This is a genomic window from Saccharothrix syringae (genome assembly GCF_009498035.1).
Classification (GTDB): Bacteria; Actinomycetota; Actinomycetes; order Mycobacteriales; family Pseudonocardiaceae; genus Actinosynnema; species Actinosynnema syringae.
This window is the reverse complement of record NZ_CP034550.1, coordinates 572,769-596,713: the sequence shown is the minus strand read 5'-3', so window position 1 is coordinate 596,713 and position 23,945 is coordinate 572,769. Positions and strand designations below refer to the sequence as shown.

The 23,945-nt window shown below is 73.7% G+C and carries 25 protein-coding genes and 2 pseudogenes; 15 read left to right on the top strand and 12 right to left on the bottom strand.

From position 1 onward, the window contains the following. Window positions 1–26 precede the first annotated feature (26 nt). Together EKG83_RS02815 and EKG83_RS02810 are read left to right on the top strand one after the other, a co-directional pair. Window positions 27–722 carry a GNAT family N-acetyltransferase gene (locus tag EKG83_RS02815; protein ID WP_033432150.1) on the top strand — a complete coding sequence of 232 codons (696 nt, stop codon included), beginning with the start codon at window positions 27–29 and terminating at the stop codon, window positions 720–722. A 40-nt stretch (window positions 723–762) separates the two neighbouring features. Then, window positions 763–1,770, top strand: a complete 1,008-nt coding sequence (locus EKG83_RS02810; protein ID WP_033432151.1) for an NADP-dependent oxidoreductase — start codon at window positions 763–765, stop codon at window positions 1,768–1,770. 81 nt (window positions 1,771–1,851) lie between these two features. Here the strand turns inward: EKG83_RS02810 and EKG83_RS02805 are convergent, their stop codons facing one another. Next, complete coding sequence (locus EKG83_RS02805; protein ID WP_033432152.1) at window positions 1,852–2,679, bottom strand: GNAT family N-acetyltransferase; 828 nt, start codon at window positions 2,677–2,679, stop codon at window positions 1,852–1,854. A gap of 3 nt (window positions 2,680–2,682) precedes the next feature. Continuing rightward, window positions 2,683–4,293 carry an FAD-binding oxidoreductase gene (locus tag EKG83_RS02800; RefSeq protein WP_033432153.1) on the bottom strand — a complete coding sequence of 537 codons (1,611 nt, stop codon included), beginning with the start codon at window positions 4,291–4,293 and terminating at the stop codon, window positions 2,683–2,685. A 16-nt stretch (window positions 4,294–4,309) separates the two neighbouring features. Here EKG83_RS02800 and EKG83_RS02795 point away from each other — a divergent pair, with 16 nt between their 5' ends. Together EKG83_RS02795 and EKG83_RS02790 are read left to right on the top strand one after the other, a co-directional pair. Next, entirely contained in the window at window positions 4,310–4,876 is a 567-nt protein-coding gene (locus tag EKG83_RS02795) for a TetR/AcrR family transcriptional regulator (protein WP_033432154.1), read from the top strand. After that, complete coding sequence (locus EKG83_RS02790; RefSeq protein ID WP_170191869.1) at window positions 4,873–6,357, top strand: glycerol-3-phosphate dehydrogenase/oxidase; 1,485 nt, start codon at window positions 4,873–4,875, stop codon at window positions 6,355–6,357. Before EKG83_RS02795 ends, EKG83_RS02790 begins: the two co-directional genes overlap by 4 nt. A gap of 150 nt (window positions 6,358–6,507) precedes the next feature. Here the strand turns inward: EKG83_RS02790 and EKG83_RS02785 are convergent, their stop codons facing one another. The 3 genes from EKG83_RS02785 to EKG83_RS02775 are packed head-to-tail and all read right to left on the bottom strand — an operon-like array spanning window position 6,508 to window position 9,044. Continuing rightward, window positions 6,508–8,277: a WXG100 family type VII secretion target gene (locus tag EKG83_RS02785; RefSeq protein WP_033432155.1), complete on the bottom strand. Its 1,770-nt coding sequence runs from the start codon at window positions 8,275–8,277 to the stop codon at window positions 6,508–6,510. Further along, on the bottom strand, window positions 8,274–8,588 hold the full coding sequence (locus tag EKG83_RS02780) for a type VII secretion target (protein ID WP_033432156.1): 315 nt from the start codon (window positions 8,586–8,588) through the stop codon (window positions 8,274–8,276). Before EKG83_RS02780 ends, EKG83_RS02785 begins: the two co-directional genes overlap by 4 nt. Window positions 8,589–8,600: 12 nt before the next feature. Continuing rightward, window positions 8,601–9,044: a YbaB/EbfC family nucleoid-associated protein gene (locus tag EKG83_RS02775; protein WP_033432157.1), complete on the bottom strand. Its 444-nt coding sequence runs from the start codon at window positions 9,042–9,044 to the stop codon at window positions 8,601–8,603. A gap of 194 nt (window positions 9,045–9,238) precedes the next feature. On the opposite strand from EKG83_RS02775, the gene EKG83_RS02770 reads away from it, so the two are divergent. From EKG83_RS02770 to EKG83_RS49960, 7 genes and pseudogenes are all read left to right on the top strand, one after another. Beyond that, window positions 9,239–9,508 carry a helix-turn-helix transcriptional regulator gene (locus tag EKG83_RS02770; protein ID WP_084716629.1) on the top strand — a complete coding sequence of 90 codons (270 nt, stop codon included), beginning with the start codon at window positions 9,239–9,241 and terminating at the stop codon, window positions 9,506–9,508. Between the two features lie 36 nt (window positions 9,509–9,544). Then, window positions 9,545–10,456: an ABC transporter ATP-binding protein gene (locus tag EKG83_RS02765; protein WP_033432276.1), complete on the top strand. Its 912-nt coding sequence runs from the start codon at window positions 9,545–9,547 to the stop codon at window positions 10,454–10,456. After that, window positions 10,453–11,640, top strand: a complete 1,188-nt coding sequence (locus EKG83_RS02760; protein ID WP_033432159.1) for an ABC transporter permease — start codon at window positions 10,453–10,455, stop codon at window positions 11,638–11,640. The genes EKG83_RS02765 and EKG83_RS02760 overlap by 4 nt, the downstream gene beginning before the upstream one ends. Window positions 11,641–11,720: 80 nt before the next feature. After that, window positions 11,721–12,032 (top strand): annotated as a pseudogene (locus EKG83_RS49970) (HD domain-containing protein); the annotation flags it as partial. A gap of 66 nt (window positions 12,033–12,098) precedes the next feature. Beyond that, window positions 12,099–12,389 (top strand): annotated as a pseudogene (locus tag EKG83_RS49965) (hypothetical protein); the annotation flags it as partial. A 22-nt stretch (window positions 12,390–12,411) separates the two neighbouring features. Further along, window positions 12,412–13,200 carry a wHTH domain-containing protein gene (locus tag EKG83_RS02755; RefSeq protein WP_033432160.1) on the top strand — a complete coding sequence of 263 codons (789 nt, stop codon included), beginning with the start codon at window positions 12,412–12,414 and terminating at the stop codon, window positions 13,198–13,200. Further along, on the top strand, window positions 13,086–13,442 hold the full coding sequence (locus EKG83_RS49960) for a wHTH domain-containing protein (protein WP_456153898.1): 357 nt from the start codon (window positions 13,086–13,088) through the stop codon (window positions 13,440–13,442). The genes EKG83_RS02755 and EKG83_RS49960 overlap by 115 nt, the downstream gene beginning before the upstream one ends. On the opposite strand, the gene EKG83_RS02750 is transcribed toward EKG83_RS49960, so the two are convergent. From EKG83_RS02750 to EKG83_RS02740, 3 genes are all read right to left on the bottom strand, one after another. After that, window positions 13,354–14,667 carry a citrate synthase gene (locus EKG83_RS02750; RefSeq protein ID WP_051766211.1) on the bottom strand — a complete coding sequence of 438 codons (1,314 nt, stop codon included), beginning with the start codon at window positions 14,665–14,667 and terminating at the stop codon, window positions 13,354–13,356. The two genes, EKG83_RS49960 and EKG83_RS02750, sit on opposite strands and share 89 nt — an antisense overlap. A gap of 263 nt (window positions 14,668–14,930) precedes the next feature. After that, the gene (locus EKG83_RS02745; RefSeq protein WP_033432162.1) at window positions 14,931–15,863 is read right to left on the bottom strand and encodes a carbohydrate kinase family protein; all 933 of its coding nucleotides are present in this window, start codon (window positions 15,861–15,863) and stop codon (window positions 14,931–14,933) included. After that, the gene (locus EKG83_RS02740) at window positions 15,860–16,456 is read right to left on the bottom strand and encodes a TetR/AcrR family transcriptional regulator (RefSeq protein ID WP_033432163.1); all 597 of its coding nucleotides are present in this window, start codon (window positions 16,454–16,456) and stop codon (window positions 15,860–15,862) included. The genes EKG83_RS02745 and EKG83_RS02740 overlap by 4 nt, the downstream gene beginning before the upstream one ends. Window positions 16,457–16,538: 82 nt before the next feature. Here EKG83_RS02740 and EKG83_RS02735 point away from each other — a divergent pair, with 82 nt between their 5' ends. After that, window positions 16,539–17,681: an acyl-CoA dehydrogenase family protein gene (locus tag EKG83_RS02735; RefSeq protein ID WP_033432164.1), complete on the top strand. Its 1,143-nt coding sequence runs from the start codon at window positions 16,539–16,541 to the stop codon at window positions 17,679–17,681. Between the two features lie 13 nt (window positions 17,682–17,694). Here EKG83_RS02735 and EKG83_RS02730 read toward each other — a convergent pair whose 3' ends face one another. The 3 genes from EKG83_RS02730 to EKG83_RS02720 form a co-directional block, all read right to left on the bottom strand. After that, the gene (locus tag EKG83_RS02730) at window positions 17,695–18,102 is read right to left on the bottom strand and encodes a hypothetical protein (protein WP_033432165.1); all 408 of its coding nucleotides are present in this window, start codon (window positions 18,100–18,102) and stop codon (window positions 17,695–17,697) included. A gap of 85 nt (window positions 18,103–18,187) precedes the next feature. Beyond that, a complete protein-coding gene (locus EKG83_RS02725) occupies window positions 18,188–19,381 on the bottom strand; it encodes an amidohydrolase (protein WP_033432166.1) in 1,194 nt (397 codons plus the stop codon). Between the two features lie 19 nt (window positions 19,382–19,400). Further along, on the bottom strand, window positions 19,401–20,276 hold the full coding sequence (locus EKG83_RS02720) for an aldose 1-epimerase family protein (RefSeq protein ID WP_033432167.1): 876 nt from the start codon (window positions 20,274–20,276) through the stop codon (window positions 19,401–19,403). Between the two features lie 275 nt (window positions 20,277–20,551). On the opposite strand from EKG83_RS02720, the gene EKG83_RS02715 reads away from it, so the two are divergent. The 3 genes from EKG83_RS02715 to EKG83_RS02705 all read left to right on the top strand — a co-directional run bounded on the left by EKG83_RS02715 (window position 20,552) and on the right by EKG83_RS02705 (window position 22,299). Beyond that, window positions 20,552–20,860, top strand: coding sequence for a hypothetical protein (locus EKG83_RS02715; protein WP_153277845.1), 309 nt, complete (start codon window positions 20,552–20,554; stop codon window positions 20,858–20,860). Between the two features lie 81 nt (window positions 20,861–20,941). Beyond that, window positions 20,942–21,496 (top strand): TetR/AcrR family transcriptional regulator, encoded by a 555-nt coding sequence (locus tag EKG83_RS02710; protein ID WP_033432169.1) that lies wholly within the window; start codon window positions 20,942–20,944, stop codon window positions 21,494–21,496. After that, window positions 21,493–22,299: an MBL fold metallo-hydrolase gene (locus EKG83_RS02705; protein ID WP_033432170.1), complete on the top strand. Its 807-nt coding sequence runs from the start codon at window positions 21,493–21,495 to the stop codon at window positions 22,297–22,299. Before EKG83_RS02710 ends, EKG83_RS02705 begins: the two co-directional genes overlap by 4 nt. On the opposite strand, the gene EKG83_RS02700 is transcribed toward EKG83_RS02705, so the two are convergent. Then, the gene (locus EKG83_RS02700; protein WP_033432171.1) at window positions 22,289–23,671 is read right to left on the bottom strand and encodes an APC family permease; all 1,383 of its coding nucleotides are present in this window, start codon (window positions 23,669–23,671) and stop codon (window positions 22,289–22,291) included. The two genes, EKG83_RS02705 and EKG83_RS02700, sit on opposite strands and share 11 nt — an antisense overlap. Window positions 23,672–23,945: the final 274 nt, after the last annotated feature.

The following is a 23,945-nucleotide window of genomic DNA, read 5'->3' as shown; positions in this document are numbered from 1 at the left end:
CGTAGCCCTTGGGTGATGATGCGGTCATGCTCCTTCCGACCCCCGCCGACGTGGCCGCGGCCACCGCCGACCCCCTGCCGCGCTGGGCCGCGCGGTCCCTGCTGCCCGGCCGGGGCGGTGCGGCGTGGGCCCACCGGGACGCGGTCGCGGTGTGGGCGCCCGACCTCTTCCGGTTCGACCGGCTGGTGCTGGCCGGGCCGCCGGAGGACGTGCTGGTGCTGCTGCGGGAGCACGCGCACCCCGGCTGCCGCCCGCTGGTGACCGCCGAGGTGGCCGAGGGGCTGGACTGGCCGCGGCGGGGGTCGTTCGGGTGGATGGAGCGCTCCGGGGCCCTGGCGGCCGACGGCGGTCGGTGGCTGGGCGAGGACGAGTGGGACGAGGTGGAGGCGCTGCTGCGCAAGGCCAACCCCGACTCGTGGGCCTGGCCGCGCGAGCCGGGTCCGACGCGCTGGGCGGGCATCCGCGCCGGCGACGGCACGCTGGTGTCCGTGGCCGCGGACGCGTGGTCGGCCCCTGACGTGGGGTTCATCGCGGGCGTGGCGACGCACCCCGACCACCGCGGCCGGTCGCTGTCCACGCGGGTGTGCGCGTTCGTCGCGAGCGCGCTGCTGGCCGCGCACGGCACGTGCGGGCTCATGGTGGACGGGGACAACGCGGTCGCCATCGGCCTGTACCGGAAGCTCGGGTTCCACTATCGGGCGGTGATCGCCCTGGACGCCTGAAGGGCGGAACACGTTCCGGGCCGCCGTGGTTGAGCTGCACATGACACTGCCGAGCACCGCGCGCGAGATCCACCTGGCGTCCCGTCCGACGGGCTACCCGACCGAGGCGAACTTCGAGCTGGTCGAGGCGCCCGTGCCGACACCCGGCGACGGGCAGCTGCTGGTCCGCAACCTGGTGATGAGCGTCGACCCGTACATGCGCGGCCGGATGAACGACGCGGAGTCCTACATCGCGCCGTTCCGGGTCGGCGAGGTCCTGGAGGGCGGGGCGGTCGGCGAGGTCGTCGCGTCCAACGCCGCCGGCTTCGCGGTCGGGGACGTGGTGCTGCACTTCGCCGGGTGGCGCGAGTACGCCGCGGTCGACGCGGCCGGCGCGGTCCCGGTCGACCCCGGGGTGGCCCCGGTCAACGCCTACCTCGGCGTGCTGGGCATGCCCGGCATGACGGCCTACGCGGGCCTGCTGGACGTGGCCGGGTTCCGGGAGGGCGACGTGGTGTTCGTCTCCGGCGCGGCGGGCGCGGTGGGGCAGGTCGCCGGGCAGGTGGCCCGGCTGCGCGGGGCGAAGCGGGTGGTCGGCAGCGCCGGCAGCGCCGAGAAGGTGGCCTACCTGGTCGACGAGCTGGGGTTCGACGCGGCGTTCAACTACAAGGACGGGCCGGTGGCCGACCAGCTCGCGGCGGCCGCGCCGGACGGCATCGACGTGTACTTCGACAACGTCGGCGGCGACCACCTGGACGCGGCGCTGCGCTCGTTCAACGCCCACGGGCGCGCGGCGCTGTGCGGGTCGATCTCGAACTACAACACCCCCGACCCGGTCGGCCCGCGCCACCTGGGCCTGGCCGTGGGCAAGCGGCTCACCCTGCGCGGCTTCCTGATCGGCGACCACGAGCACGTGCGCGGTGAGTTCACCCGCGAGGTGGGCGGCTGGGTCGCCGACGGCAGCCTGCGCTACCGGGAGACGGTCACCGAGGGCATCGAGCACGCGCCGGAGGCGTTCATCGGCATGCTGCGCGGCGACAACATCGGCAAGGCGCTCGTCACGCTGTAAAGCGCTCGCGGTCCCGTGCGGGCGGTGGGTCCGCCCGCACGGGACCGCTTCCACCAGGCTTCGCCAGGCCGAGCTGTCCGGTCAGGCGAAGTCGTAGGAGCCGAACTCGGCCAGCGGGACGTACCCGATCCGCCGGTAGAGGGCGTTGCTGGTGGGGTTGCCCGGGTCGGTGAACAGCACCACGTCCGTCGCGCCCGCGGCGAGCGCGGCCCGGCTCACCTCGACCGTGACGGCGCCGGCGTAGCCGCGCCCGCGGAAGGGCTCCGGGGTGTAGACGGGGTCCACCCGGGCCATGCCGGCGATCACCCGGGTCGAGCCCGCCATGGAGACGGGGGTGCCGTCCGGGGTCTCCCAGAACGTGAATTCCTTGTTGGCGAAGGACGAGTCGGCCCAGGAGTCGATCGGCGCCCCGCCGACGGCGGTGTTGAACTCACCGCACCAGCGGACGACCTGCCCGTGGTCCCGCGGGCCCGCGGCGCGCCCCTCCGGGACCGGCCCCGGCGGGGTGAGCGCGCCCAGCCGGTGGAGGCGGACAGCCACGCCCGGCACGGGTGCCGCGCCGGTGCGCCGGTGCCACGCCCGCGCGAACGCGGTGGCGGTGTCGTGGACCCCGGTGACGCCGGCGAGGGGCAGGCCGAGGCCGGCCAGGTGGGCGGCGAGGGCGTCGGCCTGCTCCGGGGAGGACAGGCCGGGGCTCAGGCGCCGGGTCGGGCGGCGGTGGAAGATCGCGCCGACCTCACCGCCCCGCTCCAGCCAGCCGAGCACGGTGCCGTCGGCGCCGTGGGCGCGCAGCCTCTCGACCACCGTCAGCGGCATGGTGTGCAGGGCTGGTCGTGAACGCAGGAAGTCCCCCGCCGCGGCGAGGAAGGTGTCGACGTCTTCGGTGGTGTGCCAGCCGTCCGCGCGCATGCCTCATGATCGCCGGTCCGGCGGCAGGAGCTTGCCGGGGTTGAGCACGCCGGTCGGGTCGAGCACCCGCTTGGCGGCGGCCAGCACCTCCAGGCCCAGGGCACCGACCTCGGCCTCCAGGTACGGCGCGTGGTCCGCGCCCACCGCGTGGTGGTGGCTGATCGTGCCGAGCCCGGTGATGGCCTCGCTCGCCGCGGCCTTGGCGACCCGCCACTGGCCGACCGGGTCCCCGGGGTCCCGCGCGGCGAGGACGGTGAAGTAGAGCGACGCCCCGGTCTCGTAGGCGTGGGAGATGTGGCACATGACCACGCACCGGCCCAGCGCGTCGACCAGCGCACCGCGCACGGCGTCGCGCAGCTCCGGGATGCGCGACCAGTGCGTGGCGGTCTCCAGGGTCTCCACGCACACGCCGACCTCCATCAGCGCGTCGCGCTGGCGGGGGCCGTTGAACCGGCCGCGCCGCCACGCCTCGCCCATCGGCGTGCCCAGGGGCACCAGCCGGTGGCCCCGCAACGTTTCACGGCGCCCGCGCGCGACCTCGGCCCGGTCCCGGCCGTGCCAGCCGAGCACGAGCAGGCACGGCCGGCGGACGCCGCGGGCCCGCAGGTACGCCCGGACGGCGCGGGTCTTCCAGCCGCCGGCCAGGGCGAGCGACACCTCGGTCTCGTCCACGTCGGACAGCCGGGTCACGTCGGCGAGCACGCGGTCCTGCGCCAGGGCGCGCACCACCTCGACGCCGCGCTCCCAGCCGTCGACCACGAAGCCCTCGTAGCGCTCGACCCGCGGCCTCGGCCGCACGCGCAGCGCGACCTCCGTGATGACGCCCAGCACGCCCTCGCTGCCGACCACCAGCTGCTTGAGGTCGGGCCCGGCGGCGGACGCGGGCGCGGCGCCCAGCCGCCACTCGCCCACCGGCGTGGCCAGCCGGACGCCCTCGACCACGTCCTCGAACCGGCCGTAGCCGGAGGACGCCTGGCCCGCCGACCGGGTGGCGGCGAACCCGCCGATCGTGGCGCGCTCGTAGGACTGCGGCACGTGGCCGACGGTCAGGCCGTGGGGTGCGAGCAGCCGGTCCGCCCGCGGCGCGGTCACCCCGGCCTGGAGCACGGCCAGCCGCGACACCGGGTCGACCGAGACCAGCGCGTCCAACCGGGCCAGGTCGAGCGCGACCACGGCGGCCTTGTCGCCGCGCAGGGCGTCGACGCCGCCGACCACGGACGTGCCGCCGCCGAACGGGACCACCGCCACGTCGTGCTCCACGCAGGTCCGCAGCACGTCGGCGACCTGCTCCGGGGTGCCGGGCAGCACCACCGCGTCGGGCACGGCCGGCTCGCCGGCGCCGCGGTGGCGCAGCAGGTCCACATAGGACAGGCCGCCCGCGCGGCCGAGCCGCGAGTCCCGGTCCACCCGCACGAAACCGGGTCCGACGACCTCGCCCAGCGCGGCGCGCGCGGCGTCGGACAGCTCCGACGGGCCGACGGCGGGCGGGCGGGCCGGGGTGGTGGTCGCGTCGAGCCCGGTGCGCCGCCGGAGCCACTTGAGGGCGTGCGGCGGCAGGTGGCCCGCCTCGGGCGTCCAGCGGTCCCGGAGGGTGTGGTCGATGCGCTCGGTCACCGCTACAGTGTGACACATGACGTCCCAACGTCACAGTGATGACGCCCTGCTCGACGCGGCCCGCGACTGCGTGGTCGAGGTCGGGGTCCGCCGCACCACGCTGACCGACGTCGCCAAGCGCGCGGGCGTGAGCCGGATGACCCTCTACCGGCGGTTCCCGGACGTGAAGACGCTGGTCCGGGCCCTGATGACCCGCGAGTTCACCGCCCTGCTCCAGCGGGCCGAGGCGACCGGGGACACCGCGCGGCAGCGCCTGGTGGCGCAGGCCATCGCGGGCATCCGGCTGCTGGCCGCCGACCCGCTGATGCGGCGGGTGCTCGACCTGGACGCCGAGCTGATGCTCCCCTACCTCGTGCAGCGGCTGGGCAGCACGCAGAAGCTCGTCGAGGCGTTCCTGGTGGCGCGGGTCGAGCAGGGGCACGCGGACGGCTCGATCCGGCCGGGCCACGCCGCCGCGCAGGCCCGGCTGGTCCTGCTCACCACGCAGTCGCTGGTGCTGTCCGTGCGGCCCGCGACCTCGGACCTGGACTTCGAGCAGCTGCTGGCCGAGCTGGCCGCCTACCTGGACGCGGCGCTGTCGTGAACACCTCCCTGAACGCGGCGCGGCGCGCGCTCGACCTGGACCACGTGTCGACCAACCCCGTGGACCTGCTCGTGGTGGGCGGCGGGGTGACCGGCGCGGGCACGGCCCTGGACGCGGCGTCGCGCGGCCTGTCGGTGTGCCTGGTGGAGGCGCACGACCTGGCGTTCGGCACGTCGCGGTGGTCGAGCAAGCTCGTCCACGGCGGCCTGCGCTACCTCGCCAGGGGCGAGTTCGGGCTGGCGTTCGAGAGCGCCGTGGAGCGCGGCATCCTGATGACCCGCACCGCGCCGCACCTGGTCCGCACCCTGCCGCAGCTGGTGCCCCTGCACGACCGCGCGCACGACCCCGTGGTGATGGCCGGCCTGCGCGCCGGCGACGTGCTGCGCCGCCTGGCCCGCACGCCGTCCCGCGTGCTGCCGCCGCCACGCCGCGTCCCCGCCGCGACCGCCCTCGCCCTGGCACCCGGCCTGCGGCGCGCCGGGCTGCGCGGCGGCCTGCTGGCGTTCGACGGCCAACTCGTCGACGACGCCCGCCTGGTGGTCGCCCTGGCGCGCACGGCCGCCGGTTTCGGCGCCCGGATCGTCACCCGCGCCCGCGCGGTCGCACTGACCGGCACCGGCGCCCACGTCGTCGACACCCTCACCGGCGAGTCGCTGGACGTCCGGGCCCGCGCGGTGGTCAACGCGACCGGCGTGTGGGCGGGCGAGCTGGTGGACGTGGCGCTGCGGCCGTCACGCGGCTCGCACCTGGTCCTGTCGGCCGCGACCGCGGGCCTGGCCGGCACCGCGCTGACCGTGCCCGTGCCCGGCGCCCGCAACCGCTTCGCCCTGCTGCTGCCGCAGCGCGACGACCGCGTCTACGTGGGCCTGACCGACGAACCGGTGTCCGGCCCGGTCCCGGACGTGCCCACCGTGCCGCGGTCCGACGTGGACTTCCTGCTGGCGGTGGCGTCCTCCGTGCTGGAGCGACCCCTGACCGACGCCGACGTCCTGGGCGCCTTCGCCGGCCTGCGCCCGCTGCTGGCCGCGGGCGACGGCCCCAGCGCCGACCTCTCCCGCCGGCACGCCGTGCTCACCACCGGCAACGTGACCACGGTCGTGGGCGGCAAGCTGACCACGTACCGGCGCATGGCCGCCGACGCGGTCGACGCCACCCGCCTGACCACCGCCCCGTCCCGCACGGCCGGCATCCCCCTGGTCGGCGCCGGTCCCGCCACGGGCCCCGCCGACCTGGTCGCGCGCTACGGCTCCGAGGCGGCGCGCGTGGCCGAGGTCGGCGAGGTCGCCTGGGCCGTCCACCACGAGGGCGCCCTGACCGCCGACGACGTCCTGGACCGCCGCACCCGCATCGGCCTGGTCCCGACCGACCGCGCCACCGCCGAACCCACCATCACCGCCCAACTGGCGGCCCTGACCCCACCCACCCCCGAACGCAGAACACGCGAGTCTCGACCGCATGACACACCCGATCTGAGCGCATGACACGCCGGGGCTCAAAAGCTTTGCCCCGGCGTGTCATGCGCTCAGGACCCGCGTGTCATGCGGTCGGAGCCTGCGTGTCATGCGGTCGGGTGTGGGTGGTGTGCGAAAGGGGGGACCTCCGGTGTGGAGGTCCCCCCTTTTCGCGGGTGGTTATTCGCCGATGATCGGCTTGGCCGCCTTCGGGGCCTCGTCGATCAGGGGTTCGCCTTCCAGGCGGACCTTGCGCTGGTGGTCCTTGCCGTCGTTCTGGCCCTGGGCGCCCGCCATGGGGGCGCCGCCCATCATGCCCATGCCGGCGCCGCCCGCACCGCCCGGGCGGGCGGCCGCGGCGGCACCCGCAGCGCCGCCGGCCGCGGCGGGGGTGCCCGCCTGGCCGACCACGCCGGACTGGCCGCCGGCCTGGAGGGTCGCGCCGGTGCCGCCGGCACCGCCACCGCCGAAGCCACCGGCGCCACCGCCGGCGAAGCCGCCACCGCCGCCGAAGCCGCCGCCGGGGACGCCGCCTCCACCGCCGCCGCCGTGGGGCAGGTCAGGGGTGGCCGGGCGCACGGGCGGCACGTAGGTGCTGCCGGGGGTGCGGTCGGTGTTGGTGGCGTGGGTGGTGCCGCTCGGGACGTAGGGCGGGACCACGCCGCTCTGGTAGCCGCCGGAACCACCCGAGCCGCCCTGGTAGCCGCCCGAACCGCCGGAGCCGCCGCCGGGGCCGGGGACCCAGCGGCCCGGTTCCCAGTGACCGCCACCGCCGGAGCCGGAGCCGGGCGGGGTGCCGGGGACGGTGGGGATGCCCGGGACGACGCCGCCGGGGACGCCGGGGCGGATCGTGCCGCCGCCGGAGCCTCCGGAGCCGGGCGTGCCCCAGCCGGGCTGGCCGACCGTCGGCGGGCGGCTGACCACCGGGCCGCCCGGGCCGCCGGGGTAGGAGATGACCGGCTCGGAGCCGCCGCCGCCGGGGCCCTGGCCGACGCCGACCGTCGGGGGACGGCTGACGATCGGGCCGGCGCCGTGGCCGCCGCCGGCGGACGGGTTGGTGGCGCCCGGGTCGCGGGTGTAGCGGTCGTTGGCGCCGCGGTCCATGTCGCGCAGCTGCTCGTCGGTGAGGCCGAGGCCGCCCCGGCTGGGCCGCGGTCCCGCGCCGCCGCCGCCCGCGCCGCCCTTGTTGGACGAGGTCATGGCGGTGATGGCCTGCAGGATCTGCTTGGCGGTCTGGGCGATCCGGGAGACCGTCTTGATCAGGTCGATCAGCTTCTTGAGGGAGTTGGCGAGCTTCTGGAGGAAGTCCACCAGCTTCTTGGCGTAGTTGCAGGCCATCTGCACGATGTCCGCGATCGCGCCGGCGATGGCCGCGCCGAAGGTCAGGAACGACGCCGCCAGCCACTGGATGATCTTCATGACCATGTCGGACACGGCCTTGCTGATCAGGTCCATGATCGTCTTGCGGACGGTGGCGACCAGCTCGCCCGCGCCCTTGGCGGCCCGCGAGATGCCCTGCGTGGCCTTGGCCAGCGTCTCCAGGCCGGAGGCGTGCTTCTTGCTCGCCGCGCGGTAGCCGTCGGCCGAGCGGCCGGACCAGCCCTTCGTCTCGGACTCGGCGGTGCGCCGGTAGTCGGCGACGATGCCCTCGATCTGCTTGGCCGCCGACATCCAGCTGGCGGACATCTTCTCGATGGCCTGCGGGTTGCCCAGCAGCGCGTCGAACGGCTCGCGCAGGAAGTCCACGTGCTGGATGGCCCAGCTGAACCCGGCGGACAGGAAGCCCGACAGCGGGTTGGCCGCCAGGCCCACGATGCCCATGGCGGTGTTGGCCATGCCCAGCCCGGCCTGCACCCAGTCGCCGCGCTCGACGGCCGCGACCGTGCCCTGCACGTCGCTGATCAGGTATGACGGGTCACGACCCTGCTGCGTGGTCGCCTGCGCGCTCATCCCCGTGCCCTTCCGTTGAAGCCGAACGCGTTGTCCATGTCGACGCTCTCGTAGAGCTCGGCCACCTCGCGCAGCCCCTGGCACATGTCGGCGAGGGTTTCGGTGGCCTGGCCGAGGATGTCCTGGGAGGAGCCGGCGGCCTTCAGCAGGAACTCGGCCAGGAACGAACCGAACACCCCGAAGGCGTCGGTCGACAGCGACGGGTCGGCGGTCTGCGTCGCGCCGAGCATCCGCTGGGTCAGCTGGTCGACCGTGCCGGCGTGGGACCGGATCTGCTCCGGGCTCACGTTGAACGATTCGAACTTGGTCATGTGTCCCCCTGGTCAGGCCATGACATCGGGCGGGTTGGTGAAGTAGTCGTCGTCGGGCCTGGTGTCCCGACGCTGGATCTCGGGCACCGGTTCCACCTCGTCGGTGCCGTCACCCGAATAGCCGTTGGGCATCTTCGCCTTGACGAAGTCCAGCGCGGGACCGTCGCCGAAGGACTCCGACATGATCTGCACGACCTGGCCGGCGGCGGCGCGCTGCGCCTGCGCGACGGCGGTCATGATGGCGCCGGAGATCCGCTCCGGGTCCTCGCCGCGCAGCTGCGGGCGCAGGACCAGGTCGGTCAGCGCACCCGAGGCGTTCACCGTCACGGTGATCAGGCCGTCAGGCGAGGAGGCGCTGCCGCCGACGCCGCCCAGCTGCGTCTCGACCGCGGCGGCGTTGCGCTTGGCCTGCTCGATCTTCTCTCCGTACTGCGCGAGCCACTGGTCCGGCTCCATGTTCACCCCTCACGGCAACAGGGGCTTGCGTCCCTGATGCGCATTTCGACCCGTCGACAGACGATTCGGTTCCCGGTCTCGTATCGTTTCACCGAACCGTGATTTCGGGTCAAGCCCGGCCCGGCCACCGCCGTTCGGCCCAGGACGGGGTGCTTTGCTTGCCCTTCTGTTGGGTTTTCGCAACACTTCGCAGCATGAGTCCGGTGCGTCGCGGCTCCGGTCGGCCCATCCACAACCGGATCGGGGTGCTCCGGGTCGAGCGGGGTATGACGAGGGCGGGGTTGGCCCGGGCCGTGGGGGTCAACCCGCAGACGATCGGCGCGCTGGAGCGGGGTGACCACTACCCGAGCCTCGACCTGGCGCTGCGGATCTGCGAGGTCTTCGGCCTGCCCGTGGAGGCGGTGTTCGGCCGCTCCCCGTTCGAGCCGCTGTCGACGCGGGTCTACGGCCGGGCGGACGGCTAGGTCACGAGAGGGATGGGCGCAGGAGGGATGGGCACCGTGCCAGAGGGGGTGCTGGAGGTCGACCGGATCTCCAAGCGCTACGGGGAGGTCGTGGCGCTGGCCGACATGACCTTCGACGTCCGGGCGGGCGAGCTGTTCGGGTTCGTCGGCAGCAACGGCGCGGGCAAGACGACCGCGATGCGCATCGCGCTGGGCGTGCTCGCCGCCGACTCGGGCGAGGTCCGCTGGAACGGCGGGCCGATCACCTTCGAGACGCGCAGGCGCATCGGCTACATGCCCGAGGAGCGCGGCCTGTACCCCCGGATGAAGGTGCTCGACCACCTGGTCTACCTGGCCGAGCTGCACGGCATGTCGACCAACGCCGCGCACCGCTGCGCCGAGGACTGGATCGGCAGGCTGGGCCTGCGCGACCGGCGCGGCGACGAGGTGCAGAAGCTCAGCCTCGGCAACCAGCAGCGGGTGCAGCTGGCCGCCGCGCTGGTGCACGAGCCGGAGGTGCTGGTGCTCGACGAGCCGTTCTCCGGGCTGGACCCGGTGGCCGTGGACGTGATGAGCCAGGTGCTGCGCGAGCGGGCCGCCGCGGGCGTGCCCGTGGTGTTCTCCAGCCACCAGCTCGACCTGGTGGAGCGGCTGTGCGACCGGGTCGGCATCGTCCGCGACGGCACGATGGTGGCCTGCGGCCCGGTGGACGAGCTGCGCGCCGGCGGCGAGTCCAGGCTCGTGGTGGACGCGCCGCGGGCGCCGGCCGGGTGGGCCGACGCGCTGCCGGGCGTGCGCGCCGCCACCACCTCCGCGGGCCGCACCGTGCTGGAGCTGGAGCCCGGCGCGGACGACCAGGCGGTGCTGCACGCCGCCCTGGCGACCGGGCCGGTGCACGAGTTCTCCCGGCAGCGCCCGTCGCTGGCCGAGCTGTTCCGCAACGTGGTGACCCAGGAGGCCGCGACATGACCAGCCTGTCCCCGGGCCGGGCGGTGTTCCTCGTGGCGCGCCGCGAGTTCACCGGCCGGGTGCGGACCAAGTCGTTCGTGTGGGGCACCGCGGCGATCCTCGCCGTGCTGGCCGGGTACGTGCTGCTCCAGGTCGTGCTGTTCGACGACGCCGGCCGCGACCGGGTGGCGCTCAGCGGCCAGGCCACGGTGCTGGCCGAGCCGCTGGAGCGGACCGCCGCGTCGTTCGGCCGCGAGGTGGAGGCCGTCGACGTCGCCGACCCGGCCGAGGGCGAGCGGCGGGTGCGCGACGGCGAGGTGGACGCCCTGGTCACCGGCGCGCCCGACGCGCTGCGCGTGGTGGTCCGGGAGTCGCTGGACGAGCAGCTGCGCAACTCCATCGACCTGATCGTCAAGCAGCAGGTGCTCAACGCCCAGCTCGCCGAGGCGGGTCTGGACCCGGCCGTGGTGGCGGGGAACGTGGAGCGGGCCGGGGTGGACGTGGTGGTCCTCCAGCCGCGCGACGACCGGTCGGGGCAGCGCCTGGCGGTCGGCCTGGTGATCGCCGCGCTGCTGTACTACTCGCTGCTGGTCTACGGGACGATGGTCGCCCAGGGCGTGGTCGAGGAGAAGTCCAGCCGGGTGGTGGAGCTGCTGCTGGCGACGCTGCGGCCGTGGCAGCTGCTGCTGGGCAAGGTCGTCGGGCTGGGCGCGGTGGGCCTGCTGCAACTGGTCGTGGTGGGCGGCGCCGGGCTGGTGCTGGCCTCGGTCACGGGCGTGGTGGCGGTGACCGGCGTGGCCGGCGGTGCCCTGGTCACGGGCGTGCTGTGGTACCTGATCGGGTTCTTCCTCTACGCCACGGTGTACGCCGCCGCCGCGTCGCTGGTGTCCCGGCAGGAGGAGCTGCAGGCGGTGCTGGCGCCGATCAGCGCGGCGGTCGTGGTGGCGTTCCTGGTCGGCGTCAACCTGATGATCGTCGACCCGACCGGGCCGACGGTGACCGTGCTGTCGCTGCTGCCGCCGTTCGCGCCGATCCTGATGCCGGGGCGGATGGCGATGGGCGTCGCGCCGGGGTGGCAGGTGCTGCTGGCCGTGGTGCTGGCGCTGGCCGCGATCGCGGTGATCACGTGGCTGGGCGGTCGGGTGTACGCCAACGCCGTGCTGCGGACCGGGGCCAGGGTGCGGTTGCGCGACGCGCTGCGCTGAGGGTGGTGTAACGGGCGCCGTCGGGCCGTCGAACTCGTCGGGGACGGTTCGTCGAGAAGTGCCCGGCGTGGCGGCTCGCGGTGGAGGACGAGGAGCTGCGGCAGGCCACCGCTGATCTGGTGGGGCGGTGGGCGGGGGTCGTCGCGGGGTGCGGGTCGGTGCTGGGCGACGCCCCGTGGTGGGACCCGGAACTGGCGGTACGAGTCGGCAAGCGGTTGGGGTGGCTCCTGACCCAGGTCATCAACGAGGGCAAGCCCGCGCTCGCCGACGACACCCGGCCGCTGAGTCCGAGCGAGGCCGCGTTGCTGGTGGCTTTTCCGTTCGCGCACCAGGCTTTCTGGGCCCGGCACATCCACGCGTCGGACGCGGGGAGCCCCGAATTCGCGCGCTTCACGCAGAACTACCTGCGGCTGCTGCGGCGCATCACCCGGTCGACCGAGCAGGGTGACGCGCGGGCGGTGGTGCGCTCGGACACCCCGAACGCGCTGGAGCAGGAGTGCTCTCTGGCCACCGCGACCCCTCAGGAACAGCACCTGCGGGGAACAGGTGGTGGCCCTGCTGCTGGGCGTCGCCCGCCTGCTCGCGATCGACCCCGCCGACCTGACGCCGAGCACATCGGTATTGCCGACCGGGTCGACCTCGGGCAGATGCTGGCGACCGTGCAGGGCAGTTCGTGGCCACGCCTGCGCGGTGGGCGGTCGTGCTTCCTCAAGGCGGAGTGCACGCACCCGGCGGTGGACCACGCCCTGGTCGACCACGTCGGCGGACGAGGTGCGCCCCGCTCCTCTGCCCGACGGCGGCCTGGCCTACGACAGCCACGGTTTCCGGTTCCGGCTCGCCGACGACCGGATCCAGGAGTTGCTGATGGGCAAGCAGCTCTACGGCGATCCCGGGTTGGCGGTGCGGGAGCTGTACCAGAACGCGCTGGACGCGTGCCGGTACCGGAAGGCGCGGACCGAGTTCGAATGGCTCCGCCTCGACGAGGTGGTTCCAATCGGGCACGTGATCAGGACTTCGCAGCGACTGTCCAGGACACCGGACGAGATCGTGAGTCGGCTCACCGACTTCGGCTTCACCGTCGCTCCCTTCGACACCTCCGCCGTGGTCTCGTTCGACGACCTGTGCGTGATGAGCCGCAACCTGACCGGTTGGAGCGCGTGGTTGCCCCGGAGTCACGAGGTGCCGCTCGGACACCTGCCGGCCGCAGCCAACCGGTTGAGGAGGTCCCCGGCCGAGGTCGCCGAACGCCTGGAGCGGTGGGGTTACCGCGTGCCCCCGTTCGACAGGTCGATCGAGTTCACCGAGGACGACCGGATGATCGTGGCGCGGGGACCGCAGTTCGCCGAGATCGTCGCAAGGCTCCGCCTGCTCGGGTTCGAGGTGCGCGGGTTCGACACGTCGGTGATGGTGATACCAGGGGACTTGGACCTGCTTCAGAACACGGCGTGCCATCGGCCGTCGTCGTGTTCAAGGCTGCGTCATCAAGACTTCCCGCACCGGAGGTCGCCGCACGGCTCGCCTGGCTCCACAGGGGAGAGCCGGTACCCACCCGGCACCTGATCAACGCGTCCCGGGAGTTGAAGAAACCGCTGCGGGACATCGCCGAACGCCTGCTCGAACTCGGCTTCCGCCTCCCCGACGGCATCGCCCCCACCCCCGCTGACAGCACAGGGCCCGCACCGGAAACCGGTGCGGGCCCTCGACGAGAAACCGTCAGCGCTGGTCGAGCGGCACGAAGTTGCGCTCCGGCGAACCGATGTAGACCTGCCGCGGCCGGCCGATCTTGGTGGCCGGGTCGTTGATCATCTCGCGCCAGTGCGCGATCCAGCCGGGCAGCCGGCCCAGCGCGAACAGCACGGTGAAGAACTTCGTCGGGAAGCCCATCGCGCGGTAGATGAGGCCGGTGTAGAAGTCCACGTTCGGGTACAGCTTGCGCTCGACGAAGTAGTCGTCCGCGAGCGCGGTCTCCTCCAGCGCCTTGGCGATGTCCAGCAGCTCGTCGGACGCGCCGAGCTTGCCCAGGATCTCGTCGGCGGTCTTCTTGATGATCGCGGCGCGCGGGTCGTAGTTCTTGTAGACCCGGTGGCCGAAGCCCATCAGGCGGACGCCCTGCTCCTTGTTCTTGACCTTCTTCACGAACGCGGAGACGTCGCCGCCCTCGTTGCGGATCTTCTCCAGCATGTCCAGCACCGCGCTGTTGGCGCCGCCGTGCAGCGGGCCGAACAGGGCGTTGATGCCGGCGGAGATGGAGGCGAACAGGTTGGCCTCGGAGGAGCCGACCAGGCGCACGGTGGAGGTGGAGCAGTTCTGCTCGTGGTCGGCGTGCAGCACGAACAGCAGGTCCAGCGCGCGGACCAGGTCCGGGTCCACGTCGTAGGGCTCGGCGGGGAAGCCGAAGGTCATCCGGAGGAAGTTCTCCACCAGGCCCAGGGAGTTGTCCGGGTACAGGAACGGCTGGCCCACGGACTTCTTGTAGGCGTAGGCCGCGATGGTGGGCACCTTCGCCAGCAGGCGGATGGTCGAGATCTCGACCTGGTTGGCGTCGAACGGGCTGAGGCTGTCCTGGTAGAACGTCGACAGCGCGGAGACCGCCGAGGACAGCACGGGCATCGGGTGCGCGTCGCGCGGGAAGCCGTCGAAGAACCGTTTCAGGTCCTCGTGCAGCAGGGTGTGGCGGCTGATCTTGGAGGTGAACTCCTCCAGCTGCGCCTTGGTCGGCAGCTCGCCGTAGATCAGCAGGTAGCTGACCTCGTTGAAGTTCGACTTCTCGGCGAGCTGCTCGATGGGGTAGCCGCGGTAGCGCAGGATGCCGGCGTCACCGTCGATGTAGGTGATCTCGGAGGAGCAGGACGCGGTGTTGACGAAACCGCTGTCCAGCGTGACCAGGCCGGTCGTCGCCAGCAGCTTGCCGAGGTCGATGCCGGACGCACCCTCGGTGGCCGGTACCACCTTCATCTCGTGCTCTCCGCCCGGATGGCGTAGCGCGACGGTACGGGTGTCGTTCGGCGCAGTCGTCGCGTCGGGCATGCAGAGTCCCTCTCACGCTCGGGCGGGGTGGCTCATGCGGATCTCGCACGCAGCGCGCGGCGTGGTCTCGTCCCCGCACCGCAGCACCACCCCGTTGGGGTCCTGTCAGTTCTCCCACGCTAGTCAGCGGTCGGCCCGATCGCGCAGCGCTGTTCTGCGAGGTGGGACCGGCATCACAGCGAAGGATGCGCGGGTGTCTAGCGTGCCCCACCACCGTAGCCCTTCGGACCTGCTCATCCACCTCGTGCGAGGTGAGAGCTAGGTCATCCCAGCTCTGCTCGGAACGGCGGTTCCGCCCCGGCGCGGGAGCAGGTGATCGCGGCCGCGGCACCGGCGAAGGCCAGCGCTTCGCGCCACCGCCCGGCGTCCAGGGCGGCGACGGCCTCGGTCGACAGGGCGTCGTGGTGGTGCAGCCACGCCAGCAGCGCGCCCTGCACGGTGTCCCCCGCGCCGATGGTGTCGACCACCTCCACGGGGGTCGGTGGGACGTGGATCACGTCACCGGCGGTGGTCAGCACGGCCAGGCCGTCACCGCCGCGGGTGAGCACGACCGCGGCCGGGCCGGCGGCGCGCCACTCCCGCGCGACCTCCAGCACGTCGTCCTCCGGCGCGTCGGCGGGCAGGCCGGCCAGCCAGCGGGCGTCCTCGACGGACACCTTGAGCAGGCCCACGTGCGGCAGCCACGAGGCGTAGCGGGCGCGGTAGGCGGCCGGGTCGGGGATCAGGCCGGCCCGGACGTTGGGGTCCAGCGCGGTGAGCGCGCCGCGCCCGGCCTCGCGCCGCAGCACCGCCTCGTAGGCGCTCGCGCCCGGCTCCAGCACCAGCGACAGCGTGCCGAACGAGACCGCGCGCACCCCGTCGGGCAGCGGGCCGGGGTCGGCGACCAACCGGTCGGCGGTGCCCTCGACGTAGAAGGAGTAGCGGGCCGACCCGTCGTCGGCGAGGCCGACCACGGCCAGCGTGGTCGGCTCGGGGCCGCGCTGGACCAGGTCGGTGCGCACGCCGGACGCGTGCAGCCGCTCGACCAGCCGGTCGCCGAACAGGTCGGCCGAGACGCGGGAGAGGAAGCCCACCGGGGCCTCCAGCCGGCCCGCGGCCACGGCGACGTTGTACGGGCCGCCGCCCAGCCGCGGCGCGAGGTCACCCCCCGGCGTGGGCACGAGGTCGACCAGGGCCTCACCGGCGACGACGATCACGTCTGGCTCCGTTCTCTGCGCAACCCGTCCAGCAGCAGTTCGCCCAGGGCGGTGAACGCCTCGGCGTCGGACACGCCCGCGCGCCGGGTCAGCACCCCGGTCTGGATGCCCTCGATGAGCAGGCCCGCCATCTCCGCGACCAGGGGCGCGTGCACCTCCCGGAACACGCCCTCGCGCACGCCCTCCTGGATGAACTCCCGGATGCGCTCGGCCGCGGCGCGGGCATGGCGCTCGTAGGTGGCGCGGGTGGGCGCGAACGCCGACACGTCGGTGATGAACCGGTCCGACGCGCGCCGCAGCTCCTCGGCGGCGCCGGCCAGGTAGGTGCCCACGCGGGCGCGCACGTCCCCGATCCCGGCGACGCGCCGCTCGATCCGCTCGGCCGCGCCCTTGAAGTACCGGCCGACCACGCGCACGGCCAGCTGCTCCTTGCTGGCGGCCAGCGCGTAGAGGGTCGACTTGGAGCAGTGCAGGCGCGCCGCGAGGTCGTCCAGGGTGAAGTGCGCGAACCCCTCCGCGAGCACGAGCGCCTCCAGGCGCCCCAGCAGCTCCACCTGCCGGGGCGTCAAGGGCCTGCGCGCGATCGAGGTCATGCTCGGACTCTGTCACACCACCTCGCGACAGTACTGCGGTACGTCCTACAGTACTGAGGACAGTACCGAACGGAGGTCGACGATGCCCGCCGAACGCCTGCTCCCCACCACCGAGGCCGAGGACCTGCTCGCCCTGGTGCGCGAGATCGCCCGCGACGAGCTGGCGCCGTGCGCCGCCGAGCACGAGGAGCACGCGCGGTTCCCGCGCGACAAGTTCCGGCTGCTGGGCAAGACCGGCCTGCTCGGCCTGCCCTACCCGGAGGAGTTCGGCGGCGGCGCCCAGCCGTACGAGGTGTACCTCCAGGCGCTGGAGGAGGTCGCCTCGGCGTGGATGTCGGTGGGCGTCGGCCTGTCGGTGCACGTCATGTCGAGCTACGCGCTGGCCGCGTTCGGCACGGACGAGCAGAAGGCGCGCTGGCTGCCCGACGCGCTGGGCGGCGAGCTGCTGGGCGGGTACGCGCTGTCGGAGTCGCACGCGGGCTCGGACGCGGCGGCGCTGTCCACGCGGGCGGTGCGCTCGGGCGACGAGTACGTCGTCAACGGCACCAAGGCGTGGATCACGCACGCCGGCGTGGCCGACTTCTACACCCTGATGGCCCGCACCTCCGACGACGGCGGCCGGGGCATCAGCTGCTTCTTCGCGCCGGGCCGCGCGGACGGGCTGGCCGCCGCGCCGCCGGAGCGCAAGATGGGCCTGACCGGGTCGACCACGGCGCAGCTGGTGTTCGACGGCGTCCGCGTCGGGGCGGACCGGCTGGTCGGCGCCGAGGGCGACGGCCTGCGGATCGCGCTGTCCGCTTTGGACTCCGGCCGGCTGGGCATCGCCGCCTGCGCGGTGGGCCTGGCGCAGGCCGCGCTGGACGAGGCGGTGGCGTACGCGAAGACCCGCACCCAGTTCGGCCGGCCGATCATCGACTTCCAGGGGCTGGAGTTCCTGCTGGCCGACATGGCCGCCGCGGTCGAGTCGGCGCGGGCGACGTACCTGGAGGCGGCCCGCCGCCGCGACCGCGGGCTGCCGTTCCGGCGCCAGGCGGCGGTGGCGAAGCTGGTCTGCACCGACGCGGCGATGCGGGTGACGACCGACGCGGTGCAGGTGCTGGGCGGCGCCGGGTACACCCGGGACTTCCCGGTGGAGCGGTACATGCGGGAGGCGAAGGTGCTCCAGATCTTCGAGGGCACCAACCAGATCCAGCGGCTGGTGATCGGGCGCGAGCTGCGCCGCTGACCCGCCCGCGGGGCTACCGGCAGAGCACCCAGAGCCCGCAGCCCACCCGCAACTCCCGGGGCGGGTCGGCCGAGGCGTCGTAGAACCGGTCCTCGCCCAGCGGCGCGTCGAGCACGACCACCTCGGAGAACATGCGCACGATGGCGGGCACGGCCTCACCGGGCCGGGGGACGCGGCTCTTGAGCCACAGCGTCAACTCGACCCGGCCGGCCCCGCGCCGGACGTCGACGCGCTCGATCGGGTCCTCGGCGGCGAGCGCGCCCGTCTCCACCCCCACCCGGAACTCGCGGTCGCCGGTGTCGGACACCGCCGCCACGCCGGAGACGGGGTGGGGCTCCACCTCCCACCGCGGCTCGGCCGGCTCCTCGGCGCAGGCGGTCACCAGGACCACCGCCAGCAGCGCAACCCCGATCCGCCCCACGTCGCCCCCCGGTCGTCGTCCCGTCGGCTCCAGTCTCGCCGACGGGACGACCCCGCACCAGCGCCCGAGGGCTGCTTGACGCCGTTCAGGCCCCGCTGTGGAACGGGTCGACCACGACCTCTTCGCCGTCCTCGTACCGGTACACCTCGCGCCCGCGCACGAACACCTTCAGCGCCCGGCTCATCACGTCCAGCGGGTCGCCGGACCAGAGGACCACGTCGCCGTCCAGCCCCGGCGCCAGCGAGCCGACCCGGTCGTCCAGCCCCATGATCCGCGCCGGGTTGACCGTGATTGACTCCAGCGCCGTCCGCCGGTCCAGCCCCTCCTTCACGGCCAGCGTCGCCTGGTGCACCAGGAAGTTGATCGGCACCACCGGGTGGTCGGTGGTGATGGCGATCCGCACGCCCGCCCGCGCCAGCACGCCCGGCGTGCGCAGCGTCCGCTGCCGCAGCTCGACCTTGGACCGCGTGGTGAACAGCGGCCCGACGATCACCGGCACCCCGCGCTCGGCGAGCAGGTCGGCGATCAGGTGGCCCTCGGTGCCGTGGTTGACGATGAGCCGGTAGCCGAACTCGTCGGCGAGCCGCAGCGCGGTGGCGATGTCGTCGGCCCGGTGGGCGTGCTGGCACCACGGCAGCTCGCCGGACAGCACGCGCGCCAGCACCTCGGAGGTGGGGTCGCGGTCGAACGGCCCCTCCGCGGCCTCCTTCCTGGCCACGTAGTCCTGCGCCCTGGTGAACGCGTCGCGGATCACCGCGGCGACGCCCTGCCGGGTGGACGGCAGCTTCTTCTGGTCGCCGTAGACGCGCTTGGGGTTCTCGCCGAGCGCGCTCTTCACGCTCACCGGGTTGCGCACCAGCATCTCGTCGGCGGTGCGGCCCCAGCACTTCACGGCCACCGCCTGGCCGCCGATGACGTTGCCCGACCCCGGCTTGACCACCGCGGTCGTCACGCCGCCGGCCAGGGCGTCGGCGAAGCCCCGGTCGGCGGCGTTGATCGCGTCCAGCGCCCGCAGCCGCGCGCCGTTGGGGTCGGTCATCTCGTTGGTGTCCTGCCCGGCCCAGCCCTCGCCCTCCTCGTGCACGCCGAGGTGGCCGTGGGCCTCCACGAAGCCGGGCAGGACCCAGGAGCCCGCCGCGTCCACGACGGGCACGCCGTCCGGCACCTCCACGTCCGCGCCGACCGCGACGATCCTCCCGTCCTGGACCAGGACCGTGCCGCCCTCGATCGGCGACCCGGCCACGGGGACGACGTACCCACCCGTGATTGCGACGTTCATAGTTAGCGACGCTAACGGCCTACTGGAGCGGGCGCAAACCCCACCGGCCGGCCCACGACCCGCCGGGCTCCAGCCACAGCAGGTCGACACCGCTGTTGAGCGCGTCCGGCGGGCACGTCATCGGCTCGACCGCCACGGCACGCCCCCGACCCGGGAAGTCGTCCGGCGTGTAGACCTGCACCCACTTGAAGTCCGGGTCCGCCCACAGCTCGACCCCGCCGTCCGGGCCCTTGAGCACGTGCCGCACCAGCCCGTCCACCGGCTCGCAGCCGCCGAACGCGGTGTCCAGCTTCACCCCTTCGAGCAGGCGCGCCACCCGGAAGTCGTACTCCGTGCCCTCGACCGACCGCGCCGGCCCGTTCGGGATCATGGTGTCGGCGTCGACCGGCAGCACCGTGGTGGCGGCCAGCGACAGCGAGGTCTCGTCGGTGGCCGACGCGCCCGCGCGCGGGTACGGGTGCGTGCCCACGCCGAACGGCGTGCGCTTGCCGCCCACGTTCGTGACGCCGTGCGAGACGGTCAGGCCGTTCTCGTCGAGCGCGTAGGTGATCGTGGTGCGCAGCTCCACCGGCCAGCCGAAGCCCGCGACCGGGGTCTCCAGCGACAGCAGCGACCCGGTGTGCTCGACGACCTGCCACAGCGCGTGGCGCACCAGCCCGTGGATGGCGTTGCCGCGCGCGGGCTCGCCGATCTCCAGCTGCTGCTCCTCGCCGTCGAGCACCCACTTCCCGCCGGCCGTGCGGTTGGGCCACGGCACCAGCACCGCGCCGCTGCCCATGGGCGGCTCGTCCCGGTAGGTCTCCACGTACGGCACACCACCCACGTCGAAGGACTTGAGGTTGGCGCCTTCAGGGGCGATGACGGCGCGTGCCGCGCCGTGGGCGATCTCCAGCATGGGTCAGGAGGGTATCCGCCGGCCGGGTCCCCGGCGCTGTCCGACACCAGGGTGCGAAAGTTTTTCGCGTCAGCCCCGAAAGCGTTTTCCCGCCCGCCGGGCGCCCACCCCCACGACCGCGCCGCGCGGTCACTACGCGCGGCCGCAGTGACCCGACGTGACTTCGTTCGGGTGCCGTCCGGCCCAGCCGGCCCACTCGATCGCCGCTAGGCCCGGCGAAGGGTCTCCACCATCATTCTCGGTCGTCTGTCATGGAGCCCCACCGGGAGGACCCGTTGAACAAGATCATCGGCAGCGCGGCCGCGACCCTGCTCGCCACCGGCCTGGCACTCGGCACGGGCACCGCCCACGCGGACGTGTCCGCCCAGTGCACGCAGGTGTGGCAGTACCAGGTCACCGCCTACGGCGACATGACCGACGCGCAGAGCGGCGGTTCGTTCGTCGGCTGGGCGATCCAGGGCGACGTCTTCAACGTGCGCATCAAGGGCAGCCCCCGCTACTACGGCGCGAACGTCAACAACGGCAAGTGGGGCTGGGTGCTGGCCAGCAAGCTCCAGTACACGGGCAACACCTGGTGCGCCTGACCACCCGGTGACCCCGGGCCGGGACGCCGCCCCCGGCCCGGGGCTTGACCAAGTAACTAGACCGGTCTCTATAGTAAAACGGTGCCGAAGCGAACCGACACCCGTGACCGCGTGGTGCGCACCGCCGCCGAGCTGTTCCAGGCGCAGGGCTACCACGCGACCGGCCTGAACCAGGTCCTGGCCGAGGGGGGCGCCCCCAAGGGCTCCCTCTACTTCCACTTCCCCGGCGGCAAGGAGCAGCTGGCCACCGAGGCCGTGGCCCTCGCCGGGGCGAACCTCCTCGACGCCCTCAAGGCCGCCCTGGACGCCGAGCCGGACACCGCCAGGGCGCTCGCCGCGGTGGTGGAGCTGCTGGCCGCGAACCTGCTCGCCTCCGACTTCCGCAGCGGCTGCCCGATCACCACGGTCGCGCTCGACGCCGCGGCCGAGAGCGAGCCCATCCGCGTGGCCTGCGCGGACGTCTACGACTCCTGGCAGCGGGCCATCGCCGAGCACGCGGGCGACGAGGACGCCGCCACCACCGCGCTGGCCGCCATCGAGGGCGCGCTCGTCCTGGCCCGCACCCGCCGCTCCCTCCAGCCGCTGCACGCCGTCGCCGCCCGCCTGGGCGCCCTCCTGGAGAGGCCCGCACCGTGAAGGTCCACCACCTCAACTGCGGCACCATGCGGCCCCTCGGCGGCAGGCTGGTCGACGGCCGGGGCTCGGTGTTCCGCCGCGCCGGGCTCGTGTGCCACGTGCTGCTGCTGGAGACCGACGCCGACGGCCTGGTCCTGGTCGACACCGGCATGGGCCTGGACGACGTGCGCACGCCCGCGGCGACCCTGCCGCGGCGGTTCCGCCTGCTGGCCCGGCCCGTGCTCGACGAGCGCGAGACCGCCGTCCGGCAGGTCGAGGCGCTGGGCTTCTCGCCCGCCGACGTGCGGCACGTCGCGCTGACCCACCTCGACGTCGACCACGCGGGCGGCCTGCGCGACTTCCCCGACGCCGAGGTGCACGTGCTGCGGGCGGAGCTGGACGACCGCGACAACCCGCGCTACTCCCCCGGCCAGTTCCGGCACGCGCGGTTCACCCCGCACGAGCCGACCGGCGAGACCTGGGAGGGCTTCGCCGGCGTCCGCGAGCTGCTGCCCGACGTGCTGCTGGTGCCGCTGGTCGGCCACACCCGCGGCCACACCGGCGTCGCGGTGCGCACCCCGGGCGGCTGGCTGCTGCACGCGGGCGACGCCTTCTTCCACCACGGCCAGGTCGAGACCCCGCCGTGGGTGCCGCCCGTCATCGGCGCCTTCGAGAAGCAGGTGCAGACCATCGCCGAGCTGCGCCTGGCCAACCAGGACCGGCTGCGCTCGGCCGCGGACCGGCTGGCGGTCTTCAGCGCCCACGACGCGGCGGGGCTGGAGCGGTTCCCCCGGCCCCACCGCGCCCGGGACGTCACGCCTTGAGCTTCTCCGCGTCGACCTCCGCCCTGCCGTGCACCACGCGGTTGATCGCCCACAGCACCACGCCGGCGCCCAGCAGGTACAGCGCGATCCGGTAGTCCGCCGACGCCCGCCCGGACAGCGGGCTGGCCAGGTAGGCGCAGGTGATCGCGCCGAGCACCGGCACCCAGGTGGGCGCGCGGAAGTGCTCGTGGTCCACCTTGTCCTTGCGCAGCACCAGGACCGCGACGTTGACGATGGCGAACACGACCAGCAGCAGCAGCGCCGTGGTGCCGCCCAGCGCCGCGATGTCCACGGTGGAGACCAGGATGATCGCGACACCGCTGGTGAAGACGATCGAGATCCACGGCGTGCGGCGGAACGGGTGCACGACGCCGAAGGGCTTCGGGATGATCCGCTCGTTGGCCATGCCGTAGACCAGCCGGCTGGCCATCAGCATGTTGATCAGCGCCGAGTTGATCACGGCGAACAGGCCGATCAGCGAGAACACCCACAGCGGGAAGCCGGGCGCGCCGACCTGCACCACCCGCAGCAGGGCCGAGGACCCGGCCTTGGACAGCTCGTCGGCCGGGATGAGCAGGGAGGAGGTGATCGCGACCAGGACGTAGATGGTCGCGGCCACGACCATGCCCCACAGCATGGCGCGCGGGAAGATGCGCACCGGGTCGCGGCACTCCTCGGCCATGTTCACCGAGTCCTCGAAGCCGACCATGGCGAAGAACGCCAGCGCGGTGGCCGAGGTGATCGCGACCAGCGCGCTCTGGCCGGGCGCCGGGTCGACCTGCGTGAGGCGGCTCGCGTCGCCGTCGCCGGCCAGCACGGCGACGACGCCGATCACGATGATGATCAGCAGGCCGGACAGCTCGATGCAGGTCAGCACCACGTTGGCCTTGACCGACTCCGAGACGCCCCGGAAGTTGACCGCGGCCAGGCCGACGATGAACAGGATCGCGACCAGCGTCGCGGAGACGGTGAACGTGTCCGAGAAGAACTCCTTGATCACCGCCTGGAGGTAGGTGCGCCCGAAGGCCAGCGCGGCGGAGGAGGCGGAGGTGATGCCCGAGCTCATCACCGCGAACGCCACCATGAAGGTGAGGAACTGGATCTTGAACGCCCGGTTGGTGTAGAGCGCCGCGCCCGCCGCGCGCGGGTACTTGCCGACCAGTTCGAGGTAGCTGAACGCGGTGAGGAAGGCGACCACGAAGGCGATCAGGAACGGCAGCCACAGCGCGCCGCCGATCTTGCCCGCGACGTTGCCCGTGAGGGCGTAGACGCCGGTGCCCAGGATGTCGCCGACCACGAAGAACAGCAGGAGCTTGGGGCCGATGGCCCGCTTCAGTTCCGGTTGCGCCGGTGCGCTCGTCGCTTCCGCCATGCCGGTTGAGTGTGCCGGATCACAGGGTGGGCGCGCAGGCCGGCGGCCGATCTTTGGGCAAGGCTTGATGTCCGGGCGGGTGCGGGGCTTCGGGGTGTGCGGGGAACCGCAGCGGGACGACCCGGGCGGGGGCGCGGGGTCGGGCCCCGCGGCCCGCGGTCAGGAGGCCGGTTCGGCCCGCGACCACCCGCCGCGCCCGCCCGGCCCACTCCCGCCGCACTCGGGAACCCGACTCGGCCCACGAGGCCGGACCGGCCCCGCCCGCCGCGACGAG

Bases quoted from the DNA above. Each gene is read 5' to 3' on its own strand.
- EKG83_RS02770 (WP_084716629.1), top strand. From the start codon at position 9,239: ATGAGTCCGGTGCGTCGCGGCTCCGGTCGGCCCATCCACAACCGGATC.
- EKG83_RS02810 (WP_033432151.1), top strand. From the start codon at position 763: ATGACACTGCCGAGCACCGCGCGCGAGATCCACCTGGCGTCCCGTCCG.
- EKG83_RS02815 (WP_033432150.1), top strand. From the start codon at position 27: ATGCTCCTTCCGACCCCCGCCGACGTGGCCGCGGCCACCGCCGACCCC.
- EKG83_RS02735 (WP_033432164.1), top strand. From the start codon at position 16,539: ATGCCCGCCGAACGCCTGCTCCCCACCACCGAGGCCGAGGACCTGCTC.
- EKG83_RS02780 (WP_033432156.1), bottom strand. From the start codon at position 8,588: ATGACCAAGTTCGAATCGTTCAACGTGAGCCCGGAGCAGATCCGGTCC.
- EKG83_RS02805 (WP_033432152.1), bottom strand. From the start codon at position 2,679: ATGCGCGCGGACGGCTGGCACACCACCGAAGACGTCGACACCTTCCTC.
- EKG83_RS02795 (WP_033432154.1), top strand. From the start codon at position 4,310: ATGACGTCCCAACGTCACAGTGATGACGCCCTGCTCGACGCGGCCCGC.
- EKG83_RS02750 (WP_051766211.1), bottom strand. From the start codon at position 14,667: ATGCCCGACGCGACGACTGCGCCGAACGACACCCGTACCGTCGCGCTA.
- EKG83_RS02720 (WP_033432167.1), bottom strand. From the start codon at position 20,276: ATGCTGGAGATCGCCCACGGCGCGGCACGCGCCGTCATCGCCCCTGAA.
- EKG83_RS02700 (WP_033432171.1), bottom strand. From the start codon at position 23,671: ATGGCGGAAGCGACGAGCGCACCGGCGCAACCGGAACTGAAGCGGGCC.
- EKG83_RS02740 (WP_033432163.1), bottom strand. From the start codon at position 16,456: ATGACCTCGATCGCGCGCAGGCCCTTGACGCCCCGGCAGGTGGAGCTG.
- EKG83_RS02725 (WP_033432166.1), bottom strand. From the start codon at position 19,381: ATGAACGTCGCAATCACGGGTGGGTACGTCGTCCCCGTGGCCGGGTCG.
- EKG83_RS02760 (WP_033432159.1), top strand. From the start codon at position 10,453: ATGACCAGCCTGTCCCCGGGCCGGGCGGTGTTCCTCGTGGCGCGCCGC.
- EKG83_RS02775 (WP_033432157.1), bottom strand. From the start codon at position 9,044: ATGGAGCCGGACCAGTGGCTCGCGCAGTACGGAGAGAAGATCGAGCAG.
- EKG83_RS02785 (WP_033432155.1), bottom strand. From the start codon at position 8,277: ATGAGCGCGCAGGCGACCACGCAGCAGGGTCGTGACCCGTCATACCTG.